This is a genomic window from Mesorhizobium sp. M1322, from assembly GCF_040318085.1.
In the GTDB taxonomy this organism is placed as follows: domain Bacteria; phylum Pseudomonadota; class Alphaproteobacteria; order Rhizobiales; family Rhizobiaceae; genus Mesorhizobium.
Window position 1 is genome coordinate 1 of sequence record NZ_JAMYLP010000018.1, and the last position, 23043, is coordinate 23043.

General features: G+C 63.9%; 20 protein-coding genes and 3 pseudogenes. 10 read left to right on the plus strand and 13 right to left on the minus strand.

Annotated features, from left to right (window positions below; all coding sequences use genetic code 11):
- Positions 1-377: 377 nt before the first annotated feature.
- Positions 378-1376, minus strand: a complete 999-nt coding sequence (locus NKH12_RS09455) for an aldo/keto reductase (protein ID WP_352952862.1) — start codon at positions 1374-1376, stop codon at positions 378-380.
- 96 nt (positions 1377-1472) lie between these two features.
- On the opposite strand from NKH12_RS09455, the pseudogene NKH12_RS09460 reads away from it, so the two are divergent.
- From NKH12_RS09460 to NKH12_RS09480, 5 genes and pseudogenes are all read left to right on the plus strand, one after another.
- Positions 1473-2361 (plus strand): annotated as a pseudogene (locus NKH12_RS09460) (LysR family transcriptional regulator).
- Positions 2362-2407: 46 nt separating this feature from the next.
- Positions 2408-2986: a cytochrome b gene (locus tag NKH12_RS09465; protein WP_352952863.1), complete on the plus strand. Its 579-nt coding sequence runs from the start codon at positions 2408-2410 to the stop codon at positions 2984-2986.
- Positions 2987-3056: 70 nt separating this feature from the next.
- Positions 3057-3635 carry a YceI family protein gene (locus NKH12_RS09470; RefSeq protein WP_352952864.1) on the plus strand — a complete coding sequence of 193 codons (579 nt, stop codon included), beginning with the start codon at positions 3057-3059 and terminating at the stop codon, positions 3633-3635.
- Positions 3636-3877: 242 nt separating this feature from the next.
- Positions 3878-4864 carry a Gfo/Idh/MocA family protein gene (locus NKH12_RS09475; protein WP_352952865.1) on the plus strand — a complete coding sequence of 329 codons (987 nt, stop codon included), beginning with the start codon at positions 3878-3880 and terminating at the stop codon, positions 4862-4864.
- A 99-nt stretch (positions 4865-4963) separates the two neighbouring features.
- Positions 4964-5125, plus strand: a pseudogene (locus tag NKH12_RS09480) (FAD-dependent oxidoreductase); the annotation flags it as partial.
- A gap of 97 nt (positions 5126-5222) precedes the next feature.
- On the opposite strand, the gene NKH12_RS09485 reads toward NKH12_RS09480, so the two are convergent.
- From NKH12_RS09485 to bcoG, 7 genes are all read right to left on the minus strand, one after another.
- Positions 5223-6164, minus strand: coding sequence for an alpha/beta hydrolase (locus NKH12_RS09485; protein ID WP_352952866.1), 942 nt, complete (start codon positions 6162-6164; stop codon positions 5223-5225).
- 219 nt (positions 6165-6383) lie between these two features.
- Positions 6384-7166, minus strand: a complete 783-nt coding sequence (locus NKH12_RS09490) for a carnitinyl-CoA dehydratase (protein WP_352952867.1) — start codon at positions 7164-7166, stop codon at positions 6384-6386.
- Positions 7159-9237 carry an acetate--CoA ligase family protein gene (locus tag NKH12_RS09495; RefSeq protein ID WP_352952868.1) on the minus strand — a complete coding sequence of 693 codons (2079 nt, stop codon included), beginning with the start codon at positions 9235-9237 and terminating at the stop codon, positions 7159-7161. The genes NKH12_RS09490 and NKH12_RS09495 overlap by 8 nt, the downstream gene beginning before the upstream one ends.
- Before the next feature lie 3 nt (positions 9238-9240).
- Positions 9241-10404: an acyl-CoA dehydrogenase family protein gene (locus tag NKH12_RS09500; protein ID WP_352952869.1), complete on the minus strand. Its 1164-nt coding sequence runs from the start codon at positions 10402-10404 to the stop codon at positions 9241-9243.
- Positions 10405-10408: 4 nt separating this feature from the next.
- Complete coding sequence (locus tag NKH12_RS09505; RefSeq protein WP_287099694.1) at positions 10409-11482, minus strand: carnitine 3-dehydrogenase; 1074 nt, start codon at positions 11480-11482, stop codon at positions 10409-10411.
- Positions 11479-12108 (minus strand): HD domain-containing protein, encoded by a 630-nt coding sequence (locus NKH12_RS09510; protein ID WP_352952870.1) that lies wholly within the window; start codon positions 12106-12108, stop codon positions 11479-11481. Before NKH12_RS09510 ends, NKH12_RS09505 begins: the two co-directional genes overlap by 4 nt.
- A 28-nt stretch (positions 12109-12136) precedes the next feature.
- Positions 12137-13048 (minus strand): 3-dehydrocarnitine:acetyl-CoA trimethylamine transferase BcoG, encoded by a 912-nt coding sequence (gene bcoG / locus NKH12_RS09515; RefSeq protein WP_352952871.1) that lies wholly within the window; start codon positions 13046-13048, stop codon positions 12137-12139.
- Positions 13049-13173: 125 nt separating this feature from the next.
- Between bcoG and NKH12_RS09520 the strand changes: the two genes are divergently transcribed.
- Entirely contained in the window at positions 13174-14154 is a 981-nt protein-coding gene (locus NKH12_RS09520) for a GlxA family transcriptional regulator (RefSeq protein ID WP_352952872.1), read from the plus strand.
- A 61-nt stretch (positions 14155-14215) separates the two neighbouring features.
- Here the strand turns inward: NKH12_RS09520 and NKH12_RS09525 are convergent, their stop codons facing one another.
- Positions 14216-14467, minus strand: coding sequence for a hypothetical protein (locus NKH12_RS09525; protein WP_352952873.1), 252 nt, complete (start codon positions 14465-14467; stop codon positions 14216-14218).
- 143 nt (positions 14468-14610) lie between these two features.
- The gene (gene xylA / locus NKH12_RS09530; protein ID WP_352952874.1) at positions 14611-15936 is read right to left on the minus strand and encodes a xylose isomerase; all 1326 of its coding nucleotides are present in this window, start codon (positions 15934-15936) and stop codon (positions 14611-14613) included.
- Between the two features lie 113 nt (positions 15937-16049).
- Here xylA and NKH12_RS09535 point away from each other — a divergent pair, with 113 nt between their 5' ends.
- Positions 16050-16412 carry a nuclear transport factor 2 family protein gene (locus tag NKH12_RS09535; protein WP_352952875.1) on the plus strand — a complete coding sequence of 121 codons (363 nt, stop codon included), beginning with the start codon at positions 16050-16052 and terminating at the stop codon, positions 16410-16412.
- A 29-nt stretch (positions 16413-16441) separates the two neighbouring features.
- Here the strand turns inward: NKH12_RS09535 and xylB are convergent, their stop codons facing one another.
- The 3 genes and pseudogenes from xylB to NKH12_RS09550 all read right to left on the minus strand — a co-directional run bounded on the left by xylB (position 16442) and on the right by NKH12_RS09550 (position 19932).
- Positions 16442-17896 carry a xylulokinase gene (xylB, locus tag NKH12_RS09540; RefSeq protein WP_352952876.1) on the minus strand — a complete coding sequence of 485 codons (1455 nt, stop codon included), beginning with the start codon at positions 17894-17896 and terminating at the stop codon, positions 16442-16444.
- Between the two features lie 80 nt (positions 17897-17976).
- Positions 17977-19298 (minus strand): annotated as a pseudogene (locus NKH12_RS09545) (tetratricopeptide repeat protein).
- Positions 19299-19308: 10 nt separating this feature from the next.
- On the minus strand, positions 19309-19932 hold the full coding sequence (locus tag NKH12_RS09550; RefSeq protein ID WP_352952877.1) for a LysE family translocator: 624 nt from the start codon (positions 19930-19932) through the stop codon (positions 19309-19311).
- Between the two features lie 208 nt (positions 19933-20140).
- Here NKH12_RS09550 and NKH12_RS09555 point away from each other — a divergent pair, with 208 nt between their 5' ends.
- The 3 genes from NKH12_RS09555 to NKH12_RS09565 all read left to right on the plus strand — a co-directional run bounded on the left by NKH12_RS09555 (position 20141) and on the right by NKH12_RS09565 (position 22951).
- The gene (locus NKH12_RS09555) at positions 20141-20908 is read left to right on the plus strand and encodes a L,D-transpeptidase (protein WP_352952878.1); all 768 of its coding nucleotides are present in this window, start codon (positions 20141-20143) and stop codon (positions 20906-20908) included.
- A gap of 117 nt (positions 20909-21025) precedes the next feature.
- Positions 21026-22192: a diphosphate--fructose-6-phosphate 1-phosphotransferase gene (locus tag NKH12_RS09560; RefSeq protein WP_352952879.1), complete on the plus strand. Its 1167-nt coding sequence runs from the start codon at positions 21026-21028 to the stop codon at positions 22190-22192.
- A gap of 33 nt (positions 22193-22225) precedes the next feature.
- Complete coding sequence (locus NKH12_RS09565) at positions 22226-22951, plus strand: MBL fold metallo-hydrolase (protein ID WP_352952880.1); 726 nt, start codon at positions 22226-22228, stop codon at positions 22949-22951.
- The last annotated feature ends 92 nt before the right edge of the window (positions 22952-23043 follow it).

Sequence of the window (23043 nt, forward strand, 5' to 3'; positions counted from 1 at the left end):
ATATCAACCGATCCATTACACCCAAGGCTGCCTCCAAAAGCAGTCTTGAATCATGCTACGGTCAAAAAGGGAATCCTAAGAGTCCACACCACCTAAGGCGATGGACCATAGAGGCCTGACATGTTGGCGGGACAGCGCCCCCCTCTGTCCTGCCGGACATCTCCCCCACTTGGGGGGAGATTGGCAGCTTCGCCGTCTGGCTCATCTTACAGCGTTGGTAGTTGGCGAAAGCGGAGGAGATCTGATCTCCCCCCTTGTGGGGGAGATGTCCGGCAGGACAGAGGGGGGCGCTGTCCCGCCAACATCTCGCAATCTTCTGCACCGCCGTATTCGAAAAAGAGACGCCGAAGTGCCCTCGGTTGTCTCTGAGTCGCCGTTTATCCGTTGACCAGCGCCAGCATCTCTTCGGTGTAGCGCTTGCCGGTGACCTTCTCCGGCGACAGGGCGTCGCCGATGGCCGCCACCTCGGCCTGGCTCAGCGCAATCTGTGCCGCTGCCGCATTCTGCTCGAGATGGCGGATCTTGCGGGCGCCTGGGATCGGCACGATGAAATCGCCCTGATGCAGCACCCAGGCGAGCGCCAGTTGCGCCGGCGTCACGCCCTTCGCCGCCGCCATTGTCTCCAGCGTGGCGATAACAGCCGCATTGGCCGCCATGGCGTCGGCCTGGAAGCGCGGCAGAGTGAGGCGCCAGTCGCCGGCGCCGAGAACCTCTGGCTTGTCGATGGTGCCGGTCAGCAGGCCGCGGCCGAGCGGGCTGTAGGGGACAAAGCCGATGCCGAGCTCGCGGCAGACGGCAAACACCTCTTCTTCCGGATCGCGGCTCCACAGCGAATATTCGCTCTGCACGGCTGATATCGGATGCACGGCATGCGCCCGGCGGATGGTCGCCGCACTCGCCTCCGAAAGGCCGAGCGCGCGCACCTTGCCTTCGCGCACCAGCTCGGCCATGGCGCCGACCGTATCCTCGATCGGGACATTGGGATCGACGCGATGCTGGTAATAAAGGTCGATCACCTCGGTGCCCAGCCGCTTCAATGACGCTTCGGCCACCACCGCCTTGACGTGTTCGGGGCGGCTGTCGACACCGGCCATCCGCTCGACGCCGTTGCGCTCTTCGAGAATCTTGAAGCCGAATTTCGTCGCGATCGTCACCTGGTCGCGCACCGGCTTCAACGCCTTGCCGAGCAGGATCTCATTCTCGTACGGGCCATAGACCTCGGCGGTGTCGAAGAAGTTGACGCCGATATCGACGGCACGGTGCAGCGTGGCGATCGCATCCGCCTCCGGCTGGCCGCCATAGCCGAAGCTCATCCCCATGCAGCCGAGGCCGACCGGATAGACGTCAAGTTCATTTCCAAGCTTGCGGGTTTGCATCACGCGTCTCCTTGTTGTGATGCGGCAGAGATAGCGCCTTGCAACGCGTTCGATAATCGGCTCTCATCCGCACGGGCTGTTCTAAAGAATAGATCAATGAGCCGAACTCACCTCTCACAGCTTGCAGTGTTGGCAACCGTCGCCCAATGCGGCAGCTTTCGCGGCGCGGCCAGGGAACTGGCCATTGCGCCCTCCGCAGTCAGCCACGCGGTTTCAAACCTGGAAGCGCGTCTTGGCGTGCGTCTGCTGGCGCGCAGCACGCGCAGCGTCGCCCCGACCGAGGCAGGCGCGCAGCTGCTCGAGCGGCTGAGGCCGGCGCTGTCGGAAATCGATCTGGCGCTGGAATCGGCGGTCGAGGCGCGCGACCGGCCGGCCGGCAACCTCAGGCTGACCGTGCCGCGCACCGCAGCCCATCTGGCACTGACGCCGCGGCTCGGCGCCTTTGCATCGGCCTATCCGGACATCGTGCTGGAGATCGTCATCGAAGACCGCTTCACCGACGTAGTCGAAGGCGGCTTCGACGCCGGCGTGCGGCTCGGCGAGAGCCTGCAGCGCGATATGATCGCGGTGCGCATCGGGCCAGACCTTCGCGGCGCCGTCGTCGGCGCGCCATCCTATTTCGCAACCATGCCCAGGCCGCACCATCCGCACGATCTCGCCGGTCACCGTTGTCTCCGCTTCCGCTTCTCCAGCGGCATTCTTTACCGCTGGGAATTCGAGAAGGACGGCGAGGAGATCGAGATGGCGGTGCAAGGGCCGCTGATCCTCGACGAGGACCATCTGATCGCCTATGCGGCGGTCGACGGCGCCGGCCTCGCCTTCGTGTTCGAGGATTATGTTCGCGATGCCATTGCCGCCGGCAAGCTCATTCGCGTGCTGGAGGACTGGTGCCCGCCGTTCGACGGTTTCTTCGTCTACTATCCAAGCCGCCGCCAGATGCGGCCGGCGCTCAGGGCCTGTCGATTTCTTCAAGACGGCGGGATAGACTGTCGGCAGTGGAAGAAAGCCGGGGCCGCGATCGTTTGCTGGCCATGCCCGCATTGATCACAAACGACACCACCCGCTATGGCTGGGCGGCAATCGTCCTTCACTGGCTGATCGCCGCGATCTTCATCGGCCAGTTCGTGCTCGGCGTCGTCATGATGCGGCTGTCCAGCCAGCGCACCGCCTTCGAACTGATCCAGCTGCACAAATCCTTCGGCTTTCTGCTGCTCGGGCTGGTGATCCTGCGCATCGCCTGGCGTGTCGGCAATGCGGTGCCGGCGATGCCGCGCTCGGTCGGACCTTTCGAGCGCCGCGTGGCGCCACTCGTCCATTTCGCGCTTTACGGCTTTCAGCTCGCGCTGCCTCTGTCCGGCTGGGCGCTGGTGTCGGTGTCGATGCTGGAGATCCCGAGCATGCCGTTCAACCTGTTCGTCATGCCGGACCTGCCGCTCGCGGAATCGGACCCGGCGGAAAGCTTCTGGAGCTCGGCGCATTGGTATCTCGCCTATGCCGGCATCGGACTTGTCGCCTTGCATATCGCCGCGGCGCTGCGCCATCATTTCTCGCTGACGGACACGGTGCTGACGCGCATGATCACGCCTTCGTCGGATCACAGCGCGGAATAGGGTGGGCGGTTCATTCGTTGATGGAGCGAGGGCGCTAAAAAAGCGTTGCCTCCAAAAAAGGGTCACGCCCATGGTTGCGCGCATCTTCGGATTTGCGGCGGTCGCCACCTGCCTTGCCATGCCCGTTTTCGCTGCGGTGGCGCTCAGCGACGCTGCCGGCAGCTACACGATCAGCCCGGCCGGTTCCAGCATCCGTTGCTCCGTCGGCAAGGTCGGCGGCGGCGGCGGGGTCGCCGGCGCCTTCGCCCGCTTCAAGGGCAGCATCCGCATCGACAACAGCAATGTCGGGCGCTCCCAGGTCAATATCACCATCTTTCCCGAAAGCGTCGGCACCGGCCAGAGCCGCGTCGACGCCTTCCTTCGCTCCGACGCGGTGTTCGACGCCGCCAACAACCCGGAAATCCAGTTCCGCTCGACCAGCGTGAAACGCACCGGCGACACGTCAGCCGTCGTCACCGGCCGTTTGACGGCGCGCGGCAAGACCTTTCCGGAAAAATTCACGGCCGAGCTCGCCGGCCTCAAGGCTGGCACGATCAGATTCCACGTCACCGGCAAGGTGCTGCGGTCGCGCTACGGCATGGATGTCGGCACGCCGATCTATTCGAACGTCGTCGACTTCGACATGACGCTGACCGGCAGGCGAGGTTAGCTTCACCTTCGCGATTGGCAGAGACACCTCTCGCATCGTCATCCTGGGGCGGAGCAAGGAGCGAAGCGACGCGGCGCAGACCCCAGGATCCATGCCGTTACGACAAGGCGTTGCGACGGCCCAGAATCGTTCCGCCGCACGCCTTGGCGACGGTCGACTCGCGGAAAAACTAGCGTCTCTGATTGGCTTTTCCCCGGATTTCAGGCAAACCTCGTCGTCTGCAATCGAGAGGGAGAAGCCTGATGTTCCGATGGGGTGTTTTGTCGACGGCCAAGATCGGCCGCGAGCATCTTTTGCCTGCAATGGTCGAAGCGGAGAACGGCGTGCTGTCGGCGATCGCCAGCCGCGACCTGTCGAAAGCCCGTGCCTTGGCCGACCGTTTCGGCGCGCCCCATGCCTTCGGTTCCTATGACGAGCTGCTCGCATCCAAGGACGTCGATGGCGTCTACATCCCGCTGCCGACTGCGCAGCATGTCGAATGGACCGCCAAGGCGATCGAAGCCGGCAAGCATGTGCTGGTCGAGAAGCCGCTGGCGCTCGATGCCAAGGACATTCCGCCGCTGATCACGCTGCGCGACGCCAAAAACGTGCTGGTCTGCGAAGCCTTCATGGTCGTCTACCACCCGCAGTGGATCAAGGTTCGCGAGCTGATCGCCAGCGGCGCCATCGGCCGGCTGCGCCATGTCCAGGGCGCGTTTTCCTACTACAATGTCGATCCCAAAAACATGCGCAACCAGCTCGACCTCGGCGGAGGCGCGCTGCCCGACATCGGCGTCTACCCGACGGTGTCGACGCGCTTTTCGACGGGCAAGGAGCCGCTGCGCGTCCAGGCGACGATCGAGCGCGACAAGACGTTCGGCACCGACATCTATTCTTCGATCCGCGCCGATTTCGGCGACTTCGAATTGTCGTTCTATCTGTCGACGCAGATGGCGGCGCGGCAGGTGATGGTGTTCCACGGCGAGAAGGGTTTCATCGAGGTGCTTTCGCCGTTCAACGCCGGAATCTATGACCACCATCGCGTCGAGCTGCACAACCAGAACCATAGCGAGGCGCAAGTGTTCCGCTTCCCCGGGATGCAGCAATACCGGCTCGAGGTCGAGGCGTTCGTGCGGGCGGCACAGGGCGGCACTGACCGCGTCTTTACGCTGGAGGAATCGGTGCTCAACCAGAAGGTAATCGACGCCATTTTCCGCGCCGGCGAGAAGGAAGGCTGGGAGGCGGTCTGACAACCAAGCAGGTTCCGCAAAAGTGTCCCGCGGTTTTGCGACAAGAACCTGCGACAAACCAAAGAATCAAAGCCGGGAGGAGAGCCGGGGGAGGAGAGAATGGCTGACAATGCCGATGTGATCATTGTCGGTGCCGGCCTTGCCGGCCTCGTCACCGCGGCGGAACTGGCCGAGGCAGGCAAGAAGACCATCATCGTCGACCAGGAGCCGGAACAGTCGCTCGGCGGCATCTTCCTTGTCGATTCGCTCATGGTACGCCGCGCTGGAAGGCACGTTTCTTGGCGGCTGCATTTTTTCCGGCCGCAGCGCCGGCCGGGCGGCCGCGCGTGGAGCAGCGTGAAACTTGGATGGCTATCCCTCACCAGATCCATTCGCCCCGTCCCAGAGCCGACACCGCGTCGACGATCCGGGCAAAACTCGAGCGCGCACGACCGACCGTGTGTCGGGCCCTGAGATAACCATGCACCAGTCCCGGCTCTTCGAACCAGTAGCCGTGGCCGTCCGCCGCGACGACGCGGTCGCGATACGCCTCGCCGTCCGACGACAGCGGGTCGCATTGCGCGGTGATCAGCACGGTCGGCGGCAGATTGGCAAAATCGGCGTCGGCCAGCGGCGACAGCGTGAGGTCGCCGGTGCGGTCTTCGCCGCCGGTCCTGATATTCGTGTAGAAATCGAGGTCGCGCACGGTCAGCATCGGCGCCTCGGCATGGGTCACGTAAGAGCCTTGCGAGCGGTCGCCGCCAAGGCCGGGATAGATCAGCACCTGGCCGATCGGCTTTCGTGCATGGCCGCGCGTTGCGTGGCTGACCGCAGCGGCGAGATTGCCGCCGGCGCTGTCGCCGCAAAGCAGGATCGGGCGCTTGTAAGTCGTCGCCGCCCATTCGAAGGCGCTGATGGCATCGTCGAAGGCGGCCGGATGAAGATGTTCCGGCGCCAGCCGGTAGTCGACCGAAACCACTTCATAGCCGGTGCGGGCGCAAACCTCGGCGCAGACGTCGTCATGGCTGTCGAGCCCGCCGAGGATAAAACCGCCGCCATGGAAATAAAGCACCATCGCCGCCGCTTCCGGCGCCGGGATGCGATAGATGCGGATCGGGATGGGATGCGAGGGCGTGACAATGGCGGTGGTTTCCGCCGTAACGTTGTCTGGGTGGCCGACAGAGAATTCACGGCACATGCGGTCGTAGATGTCGCGCTGCTGATCGATCGTGTAGTCGATCGTATCTGGCGGATAGTAGGAGTTGGTCCGCTCGATGAAGGCCCAGGTCTCGGCGTCGATCAGGGTTATGTAGTCTGTCATGAGTGCTGGACAAGCTGCCAAGGTTGAGCCCAGGCACCCCCCTCTGTCCTGCCGGACATCTCCCCCTCAAGGGGGGAGATTGGCAGCTTCGACCTTGCAGCCCATCTTGCAACGTTGGAGATTGGCGAAAATCGAAGCGACATCCGATCTCCCCCCTTGAGGGGGAGATGCCCGGCAGGGCAGAGGGGGGTGTGAAGGAACGCCATCATCTCAGCAGTGTCACTTCCCCTTCCATATCGGCTCGCGCTTCTCAGCAAAGGCGCGAAAGCCCTCGAGATTGTCCTCCGAGCCGTACAGTGCGTCAACCGTCGGCAACTGACGCCGCGTCACCCGGTTCATCGCGTCCTGGAAGGTGAGCGATTCGGCGACCCGCGCCGTCTCCTTGATTGCTGCGAAGACCAGCGGCGGCCCGCCGGCCAGCAGCCGGGCGATCTCCCAAACCCGGTCCTCCAGCCTGTCCTTCGGCAGCACCTCATTGACTAGGCCCCAGCGGTGCGCCTCGGCGACATCCATCCAGCGGCCGGTGAGCAAAAGGTCCATGGCGACGTGATAAGGGATGCGCTTCGGCAGTTTGATCGTTGCCGCGTCAGCCAGCGTGCCGGCACGGATTTCGGGCAGCGCGAAGGAAGAATGATCCGACGCGTAGATGAGGTCGCAGGACAGCGCCAGCTCGAAGCCGCCGCCGACTGCCATGCCGTTGACGCAGGCGATGACCGGCTTGTTGAGATCGCGCAATTCCTGCAGTCCGCCGAAGCCGCCGACGCCATAGTCGCCGTCGACCGCATCGCCGCCGGCCGCGGCCTTGAGGTCCCAGCCGGCGCAGAAGAACTTGTCGCCGGCAGTCTTGACGATGGCGACCCGCAGATCCGGATCGTCGCGGAACGCCTTGAACGCTTCGCCCATCAGCCGCGAGGTTTTCAGGTCGATGGCATTGGCCTTGGGCCGATCGAGCGTGACTTCGAGGATCGTGCCCTCGCGGCGGGTGGTGATGACGTCAGACATTCTTTTTCTCCCCAAGCACCAGCAGCGCGTCGGCGATCCAGGCGCCTTTGCCTTGCGCGCAAACGATCAGTGGGTTGATATCGAGTTCTTCGATCTCGCCGGCATTCTGCTGCACGAAGGCGGCAATTCCCGCGATGGCCTCGATGGCCGCCGCGACATCGGCCTTGGGCCGGCCGCGATAGCCTTCGAGCAGCGGGAACAATTTGAGCCCGCGCAACGTCGCCTCGATGTCGTCGCGCGTCGCAGGCAGCATCAGCGTGACGCTGTCGCGCAGCAGTTCGACCAGCACGCCACCGGTGCCGAGCGTCATCACCGCGCCGAACATCGGGTCGCGGGTGAAGCCGACGAGCAGCTCGGCGACGCCGTCGCGCACCATGCGCTCGACATAGAGGCCGGTGCCGAGCGCATCGAGATCATGGGCCGCGGTGCTGACGGATTCGGCATCCCTGAGGTTGAGCCGCACCGCGCCAAGCTCGGATTTGTGGGTGACGCCCAAAGCCTTCAGCGCAACCGGAAAACCAAGCGCCATCGAGGAGATGACCGCCTCGACCGCATTGCCGGCGCGTTCGCCTCTGGGCACGGGGAGCCCGGCCTCGATCAGCCGCGCTTTCGCCTCGGCCTCATCAGGCGTGACATGGTCGCCGGCAGGCGCCCCGGAAGCGGAGGTGTCGATCGGCTGCGCCTGCGGCTCGCGCCAGGCCCAGCCGATGAAGGCTGCCGCCTGGGCGGCTTCCATGGCTTCGGAAATGCCGAACAGAGGCACCATGCCGCGTGCCATCAGCCCAGCGGTGTATTCCTCGGGCAGGTTCTCTGGCAGCGAGGACACGATCGCGCCCTGCGCCTTGTTGGTCTTCAGCGCCGATTCGAAGGCGCGCAGGGTCGTCCACCAGTCGGTGTCCGAGCAGCGGTCGGGACGCGGGAAATCGAGCACCAGCATGTTGAGGTCGAAACCGCCCGACACCATGGCGGTGAAGGTGGCGGTCATCGCCGGCTCGTTGTTCCAGATGAAGGTGTGGTAGTCGAGTGGGTTGGCCACCGCAACCAGCGGCCCGAGCGTCGATTTGACGTGGGCGCGGTGCGTGTCGGTCAGCGCCGGGAAATTCACCCAGCGGCTTTCGGCGCTGTCGGCCATGACGGACGCTTCGCCGCCCGAACAGCTCATCGACGACAGCCGGTAGCCGGGCAGGGGGCCGGTGACGTGCAGCAACTTAAGCGCCTCGATGAAGGCCGGGATGGAATCGACGCGGGCGATGCCCAGCCGCCTCAGGAAGGCGCCCGAGGCGGCATCCGACCCGGCCAGCGATGCCGTGTGCGAGACGGTCGCTTGCCGCGCCTGCTCGGAGCGGCCGACCTTCATGGCGATGATCGGTTTCTTCAACTCACGCGCCCGCGCCGCTAGTTTTTCAAAGCCGGCTACCGCATCGAAGGCCTCGATGTGCAGGCCGAGCGAAGTGACGCGATCGTCCTCGATCAGGCCGAGCGCCATTTCGGAAAGGCCGGTCTGTGCCTGGTTGCCGGCGGTCATCAGAAAGGCGATCGGCAGGCCGCGCTTCTGCATCGTCATGTTGATGGCGATGTTGGACGACTGTGTGATGATGGCAACGCCGCGGCCGCCCTCGGCAAGCCTGATGCCGCCATGCTGGTCGGGCCACAAAAGCGCGCCGTCGGCATAGTTGATCAGGCCGTAGCAGTTCGGCCCGATGATCGGCATCCGGCCCGCCGCGGCGACCAGTTCGGCCTGCAGCCGCTCGCCATGCTCGTCATAGGCCTCGGTTTCGAGGTAGCCGGCGGCAAAGCAGACGGCGCCGCCGGCGCCGCGTTCGGCCAGCGCCTTGACCACCTCGATGGTCAAATGCCGGTTGACGCCGACAAAGGCGGCGTCGGGGGCGCCGGGTAGATCGGCTACCGAACGGTAGGCCTTGCGGCCGGCGACTTCGTCTTTGCTCGGGTGCACCGGCCAGATCTCGCCGGCAAAACCCATCTTGATCGATTGCGCGACGACGGCAGCCGCCTGCGCGCCGCCGAAGACTGCAATGGAGCGTGGACGCAGGAGACGTTCAAGTCTGTGCATTGATCAGGCTCCGAACGGGCGCAGCAGCGCCCGCGAAATAATGTGGCGCTGGATTTCCGAAGTGCCTTCCCAGATGCGCTCGACACGGGCGTCGCGCCAGATGCGTTCAAGCGGCAGGTCGTCCATCAGCCCCATGCCGCCATGGATCTGGATTGCCTCGTCGGCGACGAAGGCAAGCATTTCGGTGGCCTTCAGCTTGGCCATGGCCATGTCCTGATCGGTGACGGTGCCCTGATCGTACTTCCAGCCGGCTTCGAACACCATCAAATCGGCAGCCTTCAATTCGGTCGCCATGTCGGCGAGCTTGAACGACACACCCTGGAACTTGCCGATCTGCTGGCCGAATTGCTGGCGCTGCGCGGCGTACTCGATGGCATGGCCAAGCGCCCGCTCGGCCCGGCCGAGACAGGTGGCGCCGACCTGCAGGCGGGTTGCGCCAAGCCACGAATTGGCAACGTCGAAACCCTTGTGTACTTCGCCGAGCACTTGGGCTCCGGGCAGCCGGCAATCGTCGAATTCAAGGATGGCGTTGGTGTAGCCGCGATGCGAGACGTTGCGGTAGCCGTCACGCACCATAAAACCCTTGGTGCCCTTGTCGACAAAGAAAGCGGTGATCTTCTTGCGCTTGCCGCCCGGCGACTCCTCTTCGCCCGAAGCCATGAAACAAATCGCGAAATCGGCAAGGTCGGCATGGCTGATGAAATGCTTGGTGCCGTTCAGCACCCAGTCGTCGCCGTCCTGCACCGCGGTCGCCTTCATGCCGCGCAGATCGGAACCGGCGCCCGGCTCGGTCATCGCCAGGCAATCCCATTTCTCGCCGCGAATGCAGGGATAGAGGTATTTCTCGCGCTGCTCCGGCGTGCCGGCCAGAAGGATGTTGGAAGGCCGCGCCACGCAGGTCCAATGCAGCGCGTAATTGGCGCGGCCGAGCTCCTTTTCGTAAAGCAGCCAGGTCACCGTATCGAGCCCGGCGCCACCGACTTCAGTAGGCATGTTGGCGGCATAGAGGCCGGCTGCGATCGCCTTGGCCTTGATCTCCTCGATCAGCTCGCGGCGCAGCACGCCGGTGCGCTCGACCTCGCGCTCATGCGGGTAAAGCTCATTCTCGACGAAGGCGCGCGTCGTCTCGACGATCAGTTTCTGTTCCTCGGAGAGCCCAAAATCCATGGTCTCAGCCTTTCTTCTTTTTCTTCGGCTTTTCAGCCTTGGCCTTTTCGGCCGCCTTGGAGGCGGTGGGCTTTTTTGCCGCAAGCTTGGCGAGTTGCTTGGTATAATCCTTGTGCAAGGCGCCGGCGCCCCAGCCCTTGCCTTTGTTCTGCTTCGACAGCGCCTCCATGATCGCGACCAGATTGTCGTCGCGGATCTTTTCGAGCTCGCGGATCGACAGCCCATGCGCCTGGTCGTCCGACTGGGTGGCGATCAGGTCGACCAGCTCGTCGTTGAATTCCGGCACATCCATCAGCTTGGTCCATGGCCATTTCAGGCACGGCCCGAACTGCGCCATGAAGTGGCGCATGCCGGCCTCGCCGCCGGCGACGCGGTAGACCTGGAACATGCCCATCTGCGCCCAGCGCAGGCCGAAGCCATAGCGCATGATGTCGTCGAGTTCCTCGACCGTGCAGATGCCGTCCTTGATCAGCCACAGCGCCTCGCGCCATGCCGCCTCCAGCAGGCGGTCTCCGACAAACGCCTCGATCTCCTTGCGGATCACCACCGGCTTCATGCCGATCGAGGCGTACATCTCCTTGGCGACTTCGATCGCCTCGGGAAAGGTCTGCTCGCCGCCGACGATCTCGACCAGCGGCAGGAGGTAGACCGGGTTGAACGGATGGCCGACGACCAGCCGCTCCGGATGCTTCTTCATCGCGACCTGCATGTCGGTCGGCTTGATGCCGGAGGTCGAGGAGCCGACGATGGCATTGGCCGGCGCATAAAGGTCGATCTCGGCCAGCACGCGATGTTTCAGGTCGAGTCTTTCAGGCACGCTTTCCTGGATGAAATCGGCATCGGCGACGGCGTCGGCGATGGTCTTGGCAAAGGTCAGTTTGCCCTCTTTTGGGAGGCCGTCGGGCAGCATCTGCTTGTAGGCGCGGCGCGCGCCTTTCATCACTTCGCCGACCTTGCGCGCGGCTTCGGGGTCGGGGTCGAAAATCGACACGTCGATGCCGTTCAAGAGCAGCCGCGCCACCCAGCCGGCGCCGATGACGCCGCCGCCGATGGCAGCCGCCTTGGTGATGATGCTCATGCGGAGGCTCCGGTTCTTGTCCTGGCTACCTCCAGGTCGATGAGAGGCACGCGCTCGCCGGCGCGGATCACGGTGGGGTCATAGGCCCTGCGCGCAAACACTTCGAGCACGAAAGGCCGGAAGAAATCGATCGGCAACGTGTCGTAATCCGGATCGAAGCTCGACTGGTCCCAGCGCTCGCAGAACTGGTCGCAATCGTCGAAATAGGGATGGCCGGCGAAACGGTCGCGCGCATGGGGATTGCCGCCGAGATGGTGGGCGTAATAAAGGCGCTGGAAATCACCGTGCTTTTCCACCACCCAGGTGCATTGTTCGCGCACGAAAGGTTTCAGGATCGAAGCTGCATATTCGTCGTGATTGTAGGGTGCGTAGATGTCGCCGATGTCGTGCAGCAGCGCGCAGGCGATCCAGTCCGTATCGGCGCCGTCGCGCCATGCGCGCGTTGCCGCCTGCAGCGAATGGCCGAGCCGGGTGATCTTATAGCCGGACAGGCCTTCGTCGAGCTGGACAAGCGCGTCGAGCAGCCGTTCGCCGGTCTTCGCCGCATAGTCGATCTCGTGCTCGGTGAGGAAGGCGTAGTCCTCGCGGTCGCCGTCCTTCATGGCGGTGAATTTCACGGTCTTCATCGACGGCTCCTCCCAACCGGATCCCTTCTCAAAGCGGCGCGCGCTTCGTCAGATTGAGCTTCTTGCGCACCTCATCCGGGCCGATGACCCTTGCGCCCATGTTCGACACGATGCTGACCGCCCGCTCGACCAGCTGCGCATTGGTCGCCAGCACGCCCTTGTCGAGCCAGAGATTGTCCTCGAGCCCGACGCGGACATTGCCGCCGGCCAGCACCGCGGCGGCGGCATAGGCCATCTGGTTGCGGCCGATGGAAAACGCAGACCAGGTCCAGCTCGACGGCACATTGTTGACCATAGCCATGAAGGTGTTGAGATCGTCAGGCGCCCCCCATGGCACGCCCATGCACAATTGCACGAGAGCATCCGCATCCAGCACCTTTTCCTCGACAAGCTGCTTGGCAAACCAGAGATGCCCGGTGTCGAAGGCCTCGATCTCCGGCTTGACACCGAGCGCCGTCATCATGCCGCCCATCGCGCGCAGCATGCCGGGCGTGTTGGTCATGACATAATCGGCCTCGGCGAAATTCATGGTGCCGCAGTCGAGCGTGCAGATTTCCGGCAGGCACTGGCGCACATGCTCCACGCGGTTGGTGGCGCTGCCCATGTCGGTGCCTTTTTCGTTGAGCGGCAGCGGGTTTTCCGGCGAACCGAACACCATGTCTCCACCCATGCCGGCGGTCAGGTTCAGCACCACGTCGACGTCTGCCGCGCGGATGCGCTCGGTTACCTCGCGATAAAGGTGCACGTCGCGGCGCGGCTTGCCGGTTTCGGGGTCGCGCACATGGCAGTGGACGATCGCCGCACCCGCCTTTGCCGCATCGATGGCCGAATCGGCAATCTGCTTGGGCGAACGCGGCACATGCGGGCTACGGTCCTGCGAGCTGCCGGACCCGGTCACGGCACAGGTAATGAAAACCTCACGGTTCATTGCAAGCGGCATGGATTTTCCTCCCAATCGGCACAGACGGTCCCGACCAACACGGCTCAATCAAACATGGGCCCGATCGACCAGACGGCAACAATGCCTGACTTGCCGGAAACTGTTTTGCGTTTTACGAAGACCATATGATGAAAAGCGAAAAACCGTCGATCTTTTGCGCCGAGCGCTCGCCGCTCAAGGTGACGCTGCTGGTGTTTTCCGGGTCTTCTATCATGTGCGTGGCATCGGCCGTGGATCCGCTGCGCGCCGCCAACCGTATTGCCGGCGAGACGCTATTCGATTTCAGGCTGGTTTCGGTGCCCGGCGAAGCGCCGGGCACCACATGTGGCCTGCCGGTTGCGGTCAGCGGCCGCTTCGACGCGGCGGATACGACCGACATGCTTGTCGTGGTCGCTGGCTTCGGCACGCAGAACTATGCCACGTCGGCACTGCTTTCCGGCCTGCGCCGGGCGGCACGCGCCGCACGCGCCTGCGGCGGCGTCGAGGCCGGCACTTGGCTGGTGGCCCGCGCCGGCCTGCTGGAAGGGCGCAGCGCCACCACGCATTGGGAGGACATGGAGGATTTTTCCTCGGCCTTTCCAGGCGTCGATGTCCGCCCCGACCGCTATGTCATCGACGGGCCGGTCTTCACCTCCGGCGGCGCTTCGCCGACCTTCGACCTGATGCTGCATCTGATCCGCACGCGGCTCGGCATGGCCGTCGCGCTCGACGTGGCAAGCGTCTTCATCTACGACCAGGCGCGGGCGGCGACCGACGCGCAGCCGCTGGTCTCGCTCGGCCGCTTCGACGGCTACGATCCGCGGCTGGCGCAAGCCATCCGGCTGATGGAAGCCCATGTCGACCAACCCTTGACCATCGCTGCTGTAGCGAAGCGTGCCGGGGTGACGGCGCGAACGCTGGAAAGCATCTTTCGCAAGTCGATCGGCGAGACGCCGGGCGCTTATTATCTCAGGCTGCGGCTGGGTGCGGCGCGCCGGCTGGTGGTCGACACGCGCGTGGCCATGGCCGATATTGCCGGGCGAACGGGGTTTTCGTCCGCCGCGGCATTTTCCAGGGCGTTTTCAAGAGCTTTCGGCGAAGCGCCGGTCAGGCTGCGCAGGGGATAGTGCATGTCGCCCAAAAGTGCGTAGCGGTTTTGGGGTGACGACATGCATAGACAAAGGTGGATTAGGCAGCATCCTGGCGGCCGCTTTTGCCGTCGATATGCGAGCGCATCTGTCTCGCAAGATGGGTCTCGAAGCGGCTGGCGACCGCGCGATCCCATTCGTTTGCACTCCGCGCACCATGCTTCGGATGCGGCAGCGCCATGAGCCGGTCGATGATCGATCCGGCCTCGCCAGATGAGAGCAGGGCGTCGATTTCGCGTTCGTGCTGCATATCGTTTCGCCTCCTTCTTTCTGTTTCCGCCACGAACCACATATACAAGATTCGTGACGGCTGTTTGAAGGCAAGAGCGAGGCGATTGAGGGGCGGCGCGAGGCAAAACCTTGTCGTCGGTTCCGCCCTCGCGCAAAGCTGTTCCGGTCCGGTGGGTCTATCAGGAGACCCGCCGGTCCGACACCTCAGACGTACCGGTTGACGATATTCTCCAGCAGTTCCTGGCGGCCGGATCTCGGCTGCGGCTCGATCTTGTTCTTGACGACGCGTTCGGTGATCTCCTCCAGCGTCCGCTTGCCGGCAAGCATCGCCTTGGCCTCGGCCGAGTTCCAGCCGGCATAGCGCTCGGCCAGCGAGGCGGACAGCGCCTTGTCCTCGACCATGCGCGCGGCGGCCTTGAGGCCGCGGGCACAGCAATCCATGCCGCCGATATGGCCAATCAGCAGATCCTGCGGATCGAGCGATTGCCGGCGCAGCTTGGCGTCGAAATTGGTGCCGCCGCTCTTGAAGCCGCCGGCCTGCAGGACCTGGTAGTAGGCCAGCGCCATCTCCGGCACATTGTTGGGGAACTGGTCGGTGTCCCAGCCCGACTGGTAGTCGTTGCGATTCATGTCGATCGAGCCGAAAATGCCGAGCGCATTGGCCAGCGCCAATTCATGCTCGAAGGAATGGCCGGCCAGGATGGCATGGCCCTGCTCGATATTGAGCTTAACCTCCTTCTCCAGCCCGAAGCGCTTCAGGAAGCCGTAGACGGTGGCGACATCATAGTCATACTGGTGTTTTGTCGGCTCCTGCGGCTTCGGCTCGATCAGGATGGTGCCCTTGAAGCCGATGCGGTGCTTGTAGTCGACGACCAGGTTGAGGAAGCGGCCGGCCTGCTCCTGCTCGCGGGCAAGGTCGGTGTTGAGCAGGGTCTCATAGCCCTCGCGGCCGCCCCACAGCACATAGTTCTCGCCCTTCAGCCGTTTGGTGACGTCGATGCAGTGTTTTACCGTTGCTGCCGCATAGGCGAAGACGTCCGGGTCGGGATTGGTGGCGGCGCCCGACATGAAGCGGCGGTTGGAGAACAGGTTGGCCGTGCCCCAAAGCAGCTTGACCCCGGTCTGCTTCATCTTCGACGCAAAGTAATCTGATATCTCGTCGAGGCGCGCGGCACTTTCGGAAAAATCTTTTCCTTCCGGCCGCACATCGGCGTCGTGGAAGCAGAAGTAGGGGGCGCCAAGCAGCGCAAACATCTCGAAGGCGACATCGGCCTTGAGCTTGGCCAGTTCCATCGTATCGGTGCCGCCGGCCTTGGCAAACCACGGCCGGTCAAAGGTCTGGCCGCCGAACGGATCACCGCCCGGCCAGGCGAAGGAATGCCAGTAGGCGACGGCAAAGCGCAGATGGTCTTCCAGCCGCTTGCCGGCCACAACCTCATCGGGATTGTAGAACCGATAGGCGAGCGGATTGGTCGAATCCGGTCCCTCGTATTTGATCTTCTGGATGTCGCCGAAAAAGCCGCTGGTCATGATTGTCTGCCCTCTCGCATGGTTCTGTCCTGATTACCTCAGGCGTAATTGGTTTCGCGCTGGCGCTGGATGAAAACGGTCATGTCAAAGCCACTCAACAAAGGAGACAGACCATGACCGACCTCAACACGATCGCCGAAAATTACATCACTGCCTGGAACGAGAGCGACGCCGGGCGCCGGGCAGCCTTGCTCAAGGCGACCTTCACCGAGGACGTCAGCTACCGCGATCCGATCATGCAGGGCGACGGCCATGATGGCGTCGCCGCACTGATCGACGGCGTTCAGCAGCGTTTTGCCGGCTTCCGGTTCTCGCTGAAGGGCAAGCCGGACGGCTTTGGCGACACGATCCGCTTCTCGTGGAATCTCGGGCCGGAAGGCACTGATTCCGTCATCGAAGGCACCGACATCGGTGTCATCGAGAATGGTCGCCTGAAAAGCGTCATCGGCTTTCTCGATAAGCTTCCGGCACAGTGACTCAGGCCGCGGCGGGGGTGGGAAACCACTCACGCCGTGGCGACCTTGATGGCCGGATAAAGCAAGCGGTAGCGCTGATAGGCCTCCGCATAGGCCTCGCTTAGTGCGGCGACCGGTTCAATGGTGGCGTCGGTTGCCGGCGCCGTACATACTCTGAGCGGATCGGCACCTGTCGCCGCGATCATGCCGAGTCGGGCCGCACCGAAGGCTGCGCCGAAATCGCCGTCGGCGGGGATGTCGACCGGCAGGCCGAGCGCGGTGGCGATTGCCTTCAGCCAGTAGCGCGAGCGCGAGCCGCCGCCGATCGCCGTCACCCGCGTCAGCTCCGTGCCGGCCTTGGCCAGGGCTTCGAGGCTGTCGCGGAAGGCGAAAGCCACGCCCTCCAGCACGGCCTGGGTCAACACGGTGCGGCCGGTTTCATGTGCAAGACCGGTAAATGAGCCGCGAATGGCCGAATCATTGTGGGGCGTACGCTCGCCTGAGAGATAGGGCAGGAAGGACACGCCGGTCGGCGCCTTCAGCGTATCGCCGAGCTCGGCGGTCAGGTCGCCGGGGCCTTTTCCAGAAATCTCCGACAACCAGTTGAGCGAATCGGTTGCCGACAGGATGACGCCCATCTGGTGCCAGGTGTCGGGCAGCGCGTGGCAGAACGTATGCACCGCGCTTTCCGGGTTTGGCAGATAGGACGCATTGGCAGCGAACAGCACGCCTGACGTGCCAAGCGAGACGAAGGCCTGGCCGGCTGCGACCGTGCCCATGCCGCAGGCCGAGGCTGCATTGTCGCCGGCGCCGCCGGCGATCGGGATGCCGGCCTGCATCCCCCATTTCGAGGCCAGTTCGCTGCGCAAGGTGCCGGCCTTTTCATTGCCTTCGACCAGCGACGGCATCTGGTTCTCATCGAGCGACGTGGCGGAAAGCAGGTCGGATGACCAGCCTCGCTTGCCGACATCGAGCCAGGACGTGCCGGCCGAGTCGGACATTTCCGAAATATGCTCGCCGGAAAGCCAGAGCCGCAGGAAATCCTTCGGCAGCAAGACCTTTGCCACTTTGGCGAAAACATCCGGCTCGTTATTTTTCACCCAGACCAGCTTCGGCGCGGTGAACCCGGGGAAGACGATGTTGCCGGTGAGTTTGCGAAAGCGCGGATCGGCGTCGAGCTTGGCCGCCTCGGCATGGCTGCGCGTGTCGTTCCACAGGATGCAGGGGCGCAGCACCTGGTCGCTGGCATCAAGCAAGGTGGCGCCGTGCATCTGGCCGGACAGGCCGATGCCTTTGACGGCGGCGAGCTGTCCTGAATAGGAAGCCTTCAGCTCGGCGATCGCTTCCTCGCAGGCGCGGATCCAGTCGGCGGGGTTTTGCTCGGACCAGCCGGGATGCGGCCGCGACACGTCGAGCGACGCGTGGCAGGAGCCGATGACGGTCTGCCCGGCATCGATCAAAAGCGCCTTGACGCCCGACGTGCCCAGATCGAGGCCGAGATACATAGTATCCTCCCAATGCCATTAATTTTTTCGGATCTCGAAAAAATCTGACTGGCAGTTTTTAAGACAAGATCCGCCTCCGGTCAATTCTCCGACAAATCGGCAGCGCGTCGCGAAAACAGCGCCGACAGCGGGCTGTCCGGCCGCGCCAGCGCGCGTTCCGTGGCAAGCGCCCTTGCCAACGGATGGTCACCGGACCGCAGCGCCGCCTCGATCAGCGTCAGGTCGATGACGTCGCGCTGCGCGTGGCTGCCGCCGAAGCGGTGGGCGATCGCCCGGATGGGGCGTATCAGACGCACCGTCTCGGCATAATTGCCGTCGCCGAATGCCTTGATGGCGAGCGTCAGCGGATGGCCGACGTCTCGCGTGAAGGCGGCGTTGTCGTCGTTTCCGCGCATGGCCTCGCGCTGCGCCTCGAGCAAGGTGCGGGCCGGCGCTTCTTGGCCAGCGCCGACAAAGGCCATCATTGCGTGGGCATCGTTGAAGGCATAGTTGCCCGCGCTGGCCTTGGCCCAGTTGGCGGCAAGTGCTGCCCAGCGGTCGCCGACATCGACGCCGCCGAGATGCAGCCGCCACAGGATCGCCGAAGCGTCGACCATGTTGAGCGCCAGCGTCGAGCGCTCGCCAAAAATCGGGCCGTCATAGAGCGCCAGCACCTGGCCGGCCTCGTCGAGATCATAGTGGAACAGCGCCAGATGCCACCAATTGTGCACTTGCAGGAAGCTTTCCTTCGTCCACGCCTCGGGGTTGGCGCGCATCCAAGCGATGCCGTCCTTTGCCGGCTCTGCATTTCCATGACATGGGCGACGGCGTGCTGCGCCCAACCGTCGCGCGGCTCGATGTCGACTGCCATGCGGCCAAGCTTTTCGGCGCGCGCATAGTCGCCCATTTCCTCCAGCCCGAACGCCTGCATGCCGAGTATGGCGTGGTAGCCCGGCATGCCGCTCTGCCAGGACGGCAGCGCGCGGCCGATGCGGTCGCGCAGCATGCGGGCATTGCCGGTGAAGAAATCGATCTGGTGCCCGGTCTGCAGCGCTAGCGCATCGAGCGGAAACTCGATGGCGATATCCTCGAGCAGACGGGCGGCTTCATGCCAGCGTCCTGCGGCAAGATGGCCGAGTGCTGTGACATGCGCCTGTTCGCGCGCCGTCGCGGCAAGCGGCAGTGCTGCCTCGTGGCATGTCCTGGCCACGGCTGTCGCCTCGCGCTCGGTGGCGAGGCCGAAAAGATAGCCCTTGAACACATGCGCCATGACGAAGCCGGGATCCGCGGCGATGGCGCGGTCGACCGAGCCGACCGGATCGCCGATGAAGCATTGCAGTTCGCGCACAGCCTGGCTGTAGGAGGAGAACGCGGCCTCGGTCGCACCCGAAAATGTCAGGCCGAATGCATCCCTGACTGCCATGTCATGGTCCTCAATTGCCCGAGCGCATCGCCACCGTGGCGATGCCGGCGCCGACCAGCAGTGTGCCGCCGGTGCGGTTGAAGATGCGGATCGCCAGGGGATTACGCACGACGTTGCGCGCCCTTGCCGCGATCAGCGCATAGCCGAGGGCATTGGCGAAGGCGAGCGCCAGGAAGGTCGTTTCGAAGATCAGCATCTGCGTCCAGAAATCCGCGTGCCGGTCGAGGAACTGCGGCAGGAAGGCGACGAAGAAGGTGATGCTTTTCGGGTTGAGCGCGGTGACCAGCCAGGCATGCGCCATCATCTTGGCCGACGACACCGCGTCTAGGCGCGGCTCGGCCTTGAGCGTGCCACCGGCGCGAAACAGCTTTATGCCGAGATAGATTAGATAACCGGCGCCGACCACCTTCAACAGCGTGAACACGGTGGCCGACGCCGCCAGCAGCGCGCCGATGCCCAGCATCGACAGCGTCATCGCCGTGAAATCGCCGAACGCCACGCCAACCGCCATTGGCAACGCGGTGCGCCAGCCCTGGCCCAGTGCATAGGACACCACCAGAAGGATGGTCGGGCCGGGAATGACAAGAAGGATCGTCGAGGCGGCGGCAAAGGCGGCCCAGTTTTCGAAGGACATGTTCGTCTCCTTGAGCTCAAAGAAAAGGATAAATCCTTGGGCTCGCAAAGATGTAAAGGGGCGACATCGAAAATATACGGCACACGACGGCTCGGCCAGGAAGTTAAGGTCGGGCAACAGTTCTTCACGCTTTTTCAACCATGATCGGTGAAAATGCCCTCTATTCGGCCGGACCGTGTCTCCCGCCGACAGCGTAGGGTTTGGGTAAATGCGTGAGTTGCCGCAAGGTCTGACGCCGCCGTATAATGGCGACGAAATCGAAATTTCCGAAATCCAGCTTTCCCGCCGCGCGGTGTTGTCCGGCGCCGGTGCGCTGGCGCTGCTCGGCGTTGCCGGCTGCAGCCAGACGCTCGACCTGTCGGCGCTGCAACTCGACGGCGTCACCACCGGCGCGATCACCCCCGTTCGCCCGAGCATCAGCGTCGACAAGAACATAACCAGCCCTGGTGTGATGTATGCCTCCGTCACCGACGGCGGCTTCACGCTGCCGGAAGTGCCCTATCTCAAGGTCAAGCCGGAGTTCCGTCGCCAGATCGTCGTCGACCCGACCGGCGAGCAGCCCGGCACCATCGTCGTCCATTCGCAGGAGCGGCTGCTCTATCTGGTGCAGCCCGGCGGTGACGCGATCCGTTACGGCGTCGGCATCGGCAAGGAAGGCTTCCGCTGGTCCGGCCGCGCCAACATCCAGTACGGCAAGGAATGGCCGACCTGGACGCCGCCGGCCGAGATGATCACGCGAAAGCCGGAACTGGTGAAATGGCAGGCCGGGCAGCCCGGCGGCCTCGACAACCCGCTCGGCGCGCGCGCGCTGTACATCTATCAGAACGGCCAGGACACCGGCTACCGCATCCACGGTTCGCCCGAATGGTGGAGCATCGGCCAGGCGATGTCGTCGGGCTGCGTTCGCCTGATCAACCAGGATATCATCGACCTCTACAGCCGCGTCTCCAGGAAGAACCCGGTCGTCGTCGTCTGAACTCCCGGTCATCTTCTGAATTCATAGCGGCCGTGGCGGCCGCTCGACTCTCCCGTTGCGTGATCTCGCAAGACAGGCGAATGTGCCTGCAATTCCACTGCTCGAGAGAAGTGAACAATGTCCGGAACTTTTGTGATCGCGCAAGGCGGCGGCCCGACTGCCGTCATCAACCAGACGATGGTGGGCGCCGTGCTCGAGATCCGCAAGCGCCATCCCGGCGCCAAGGTTTTAGGCTCGATCCATGGCGTGCGCGGCATCCGTGACGGCAACTATGTCGATCTCTCAGCCATCGCCGATGACCGGCTGCGGCTGATTGGAGCAACGCCGAGCGCCGCGCTTGGCTCGACGCGCGATAAGCCGGATGAGGCCTATTGCGAGATCATCCTCAATGGCCTGAAGAAGGCCGGCGCCGACGCGTTCATCTATATCGGCGGCAACGACACGTCGGGCACCCAGCAGATCCTGACCGACGCCGCCGGCGGCAAGATGGCTTTCGTTCATGCGCCGAAAACCATCGACAACGATCTCGAGGAGAACGACCACACGCCCGGCTTCATTTCGGCAGCCGAGTTCGTCGCCGGCGCCTTCCTCTCGGTCGACCTCGACTTCCGCGCTCTGCCGGGTATCTATGTCGGCATCGTCATGGGGCGGCATGCCGGCTTTCTCACCGCCGCCGCCGCCGCATGGCAGCTTGACCCCGACAGCGGCCCGCATCTCGTTTACGTGCCGGAGCGTCCGTTCTCGGCTGCGGCCTTCATCGACGATGTTCGCGCCACGCTCGACCGCCACAAGCGCTGCATCGTTGCCGTGTCCGAAGGCGTCAGCACCGCCGACGGCAAGGCGCTGGTCGAAAGCCTTGTCCCGCCGGAGAAACTGGAGCGCGATGCCCATGGCAACGTCAAGCTGTCGGGCAGCGACCTGCCGGCCGCCCTCGAGCGTGCGCTGGCCGAAGGATTGCCGGGCAAGCGGGCGCGCGTCGATGCGCTCGGCTACATGCCGCGCGGCTATGTCGGCGCCATCAACGCCGTCGATGCGCAGGAAGCCTTCGATGCCGGCGTCTTCGCCGTTACGGTGGCTGAGCAAGGCGGCGGCTCGGTGGCGCTGCAATACGACGGCCAGAAAACCGTGCTGAAGAAGGTGCCGCTGAAAAACGTTGCCGGCAAGACCCGCCACATGCCCGACGATTTCATGCTGCCTGAGGTCAACCAGCTCTCCGATGCAGGAATGGCCTATCTGAAGCGACTGGTTCCCGAAAAATACCAGGTTGGAAAACCGTTCGTCTGATGCCGGCTCGCTTCTGATGCCGGAAATCTCGTGATGCTTGACTGGTTCAGCAAGACCGTCATCGACGCCGATACGACGATGCTCTCCGAGCCGTTCGTGCATGATTTCGTGCGCGCCAACATCTGGCATCTGCGCGGCCGCGACGTCGACCTGCTTGTCGACACCGGCATGGGGATTTGCCCGCTGGCGCCGGAGATTGACACGCCGGCCGGCAAGCCGCTGCTCGTCGTCGCCACCCATATCCATCTCGACCATGTCGGCTCGCTGCACGAATTCCCGCTGCGGACCGGGCCGAGGATGAGTGCCGCGCATTTCGACATCATGGACGACGCCGTCACCTACGCCCACATGTTCCACGATCTCGACGGCGCCGTTTCGAAGCTGCCGGCGCCCGGCTGGAAAGCAGCCGATTACAAGATTTTGCCGGCGCCGCTGACGCGAACACTTGACGAGGGCGATCTGGTCGACCTCGGCGACCGGCAATTCCGCGTGCTGCATCTGCCCGGCCATTCGCCCGATTCGATCGCGCTGTTCGACGAGGTCGATGGCCTGTTCTTCGCCGGCGACGCCATCTACGACGCCATGCTGATCGACGACCTGCCGGACTCCGACCGACCGGCCTATCGCCGGACGATGCAGCGGCTGCTCAATCTGCCGATCCGCATCGGCCACGGCGGCCACGGCCCGAGCTTCGACGCCAAACGGATGCGCGAGATTGCCAGCGGCTATCTCAGGCAGACAGACGGGATCGGCGCATAAGAGGCTTCGCTGGCCGGCAGCAGAGGCGGGGAGAAATGCGAGCTCGTGATCCCTGTCGGCAACTTTGTTCTTGCTTTGTGCCGGCAACTATG

What these genes read in the sequence shown, in the direction of transcription:
- NKH12_RS09455 (WP_352952862.1), bottom strand. Translation starts at nt 1,376, where the DNA reads ATGCAAACCCGCAAGCTTGGAAATGAACTTGACGTCTATCCGGTCGGC.
- NKH12_RS09465 (WP_352952863.1), top strand. Translation starts at nt 2,408, where the DNA reads ATGCCCGCATTGATCACAAACGACACCACCCGCTATGGCTGGGCGGCA.
- NKH12_RS09470 (WP_352952864.1), top strand. Translation starts at nt 3,057, where the DNA reads ATGGTTGCGCGCATCTTCGGATTTGCGGCGGTCGCCACCTGCCTTGCC.
- NKH12_RS09475 (WP_352952865.1), top strand. Translation starts at nt 3,878, where the DNA reads ATGTTCCGATGGGGTGTTTTGTCGACGGCCAAGATCGGCCGCGAGCAT.
- NKH12_RS09485 (WP_352952866.1), bottom strand. Translation starts at nt 6,164, where the DNA reads ATGACAGACTACATAACCCTGATCGACGCCGAGACCTGGGCCTTCATC.
- NKH12_RS09490 (WP_352952867.1), bottom strand. Translation starts at nt 7,166, where the DNA reads ATGTCTGACGTCATCACCACCCGCCGCGAGGGCACGATCCTCGAAGTC.
- NKH12_RS09495 (WP_352952868.1), bottom strand. Translation starts at nt 9,237, where the DNA reads ATGCACAGACTTGAACGTCTCCTGCGTCCACGCTCCATTGCAGTCTTC.
- NKH12_RS09500 (WP_352952869.1), bottom strand. Translation starts at nt 10,404, where the DNA reads ATGGATTTTGGGCTCTCCGAGGAACAGAAACTGATCGTCGAGACGACG.
- NKH12_RS09505 (WP_287099694.1), bottom strand. Translation starts at nt 11,482, where the DNA reads ATGAGCATCATCACCAAGGCGGCTGCCATCGGCGGCGGCGTCATCGGC.
- NKH12_RS09510 (WP_352952870.1), bottom strand. Translation starts at nt 12,108, where the DNA reads ATGAAGACCGTGAAATTCACCGCCATGAAGGACGGCGACCGCGAGGAC.
- bcoG (WP_352952871.1), bottom strand. Translation starts at nt 13,048, where the DNA reads ATGCCGCTTGCAATGAACCGTGAGGTTTTCATTACCTGTGCCGTGACC.
- NKH12_RS09520 (WP_352952872.1), top strand. Translation starts at nt 13,174, where the DNA reads ATGATGAAAAGCGAAAAACCGTCGATCTTTTGCGCCGAGCGCTCGCCG.
- NKH12_RS09525 (WP_352952873.1), bottom strand. Translation starts at nt 14,467, where the DNA reads ATGTGGTTCGTGGCGGAAACAGAAAGAAGGAGGCGAAACGATATGCAG.
- xylA (WP_352952874.1), bottom strand. Translation starts at nt 15,936, where the DNA reads ATGACCAGCGGCTTTTTCGGCGACATCCAGAAGATCAAATACGAGGGA.
- NKH12_RS09535 (WP_352952875.1), top strand. Translation starts at nt 16,050, where the DNA reads ATGACCGACCTCAACACGATCGCCGAAAATTACATCACTGCCTGGAAC.
- xylB (WP_352952876.1), bottom strand. Translation starts at nt 17,896, where the DNA reads ATGTATCTCGGCCTCGATCTGGGCACGTCGGGCGTCAAGGCGCTTTTG.
- NKH12_RS09550 (WP_352952877.1), bottom strand. Translation starts at nt 19,932, where the DNA reads ATGTCCTTCGAAAACTGGGCCGCCTTTGCCGCCGCCTCGACGATCCTT.
- NKH12_RS09555 (WP_352952878.1), top strand. Translation starts at nt 20,141, where the DNA reads ATGCGTGAGTTGCCGCAAGGTCTGACGCCGCCGTATAATGGCGACGAA.
- NKH12_RS09560 (WP_352952879.1), top strand. Translation starts at nt 21,026, where the DNA reads ATGTCCGGAACTTTTGTGATCGCGCAAGGCGGCGGCCCGACTGCCGTC.
- NKH12_RS09565 (WP_352952880.1), top strand. Translation starts at nt 22,226, where the DNA reads ATGCTTGACTGGTTCAGCAAGACCGTCATCGACGCCGATACGACGATG.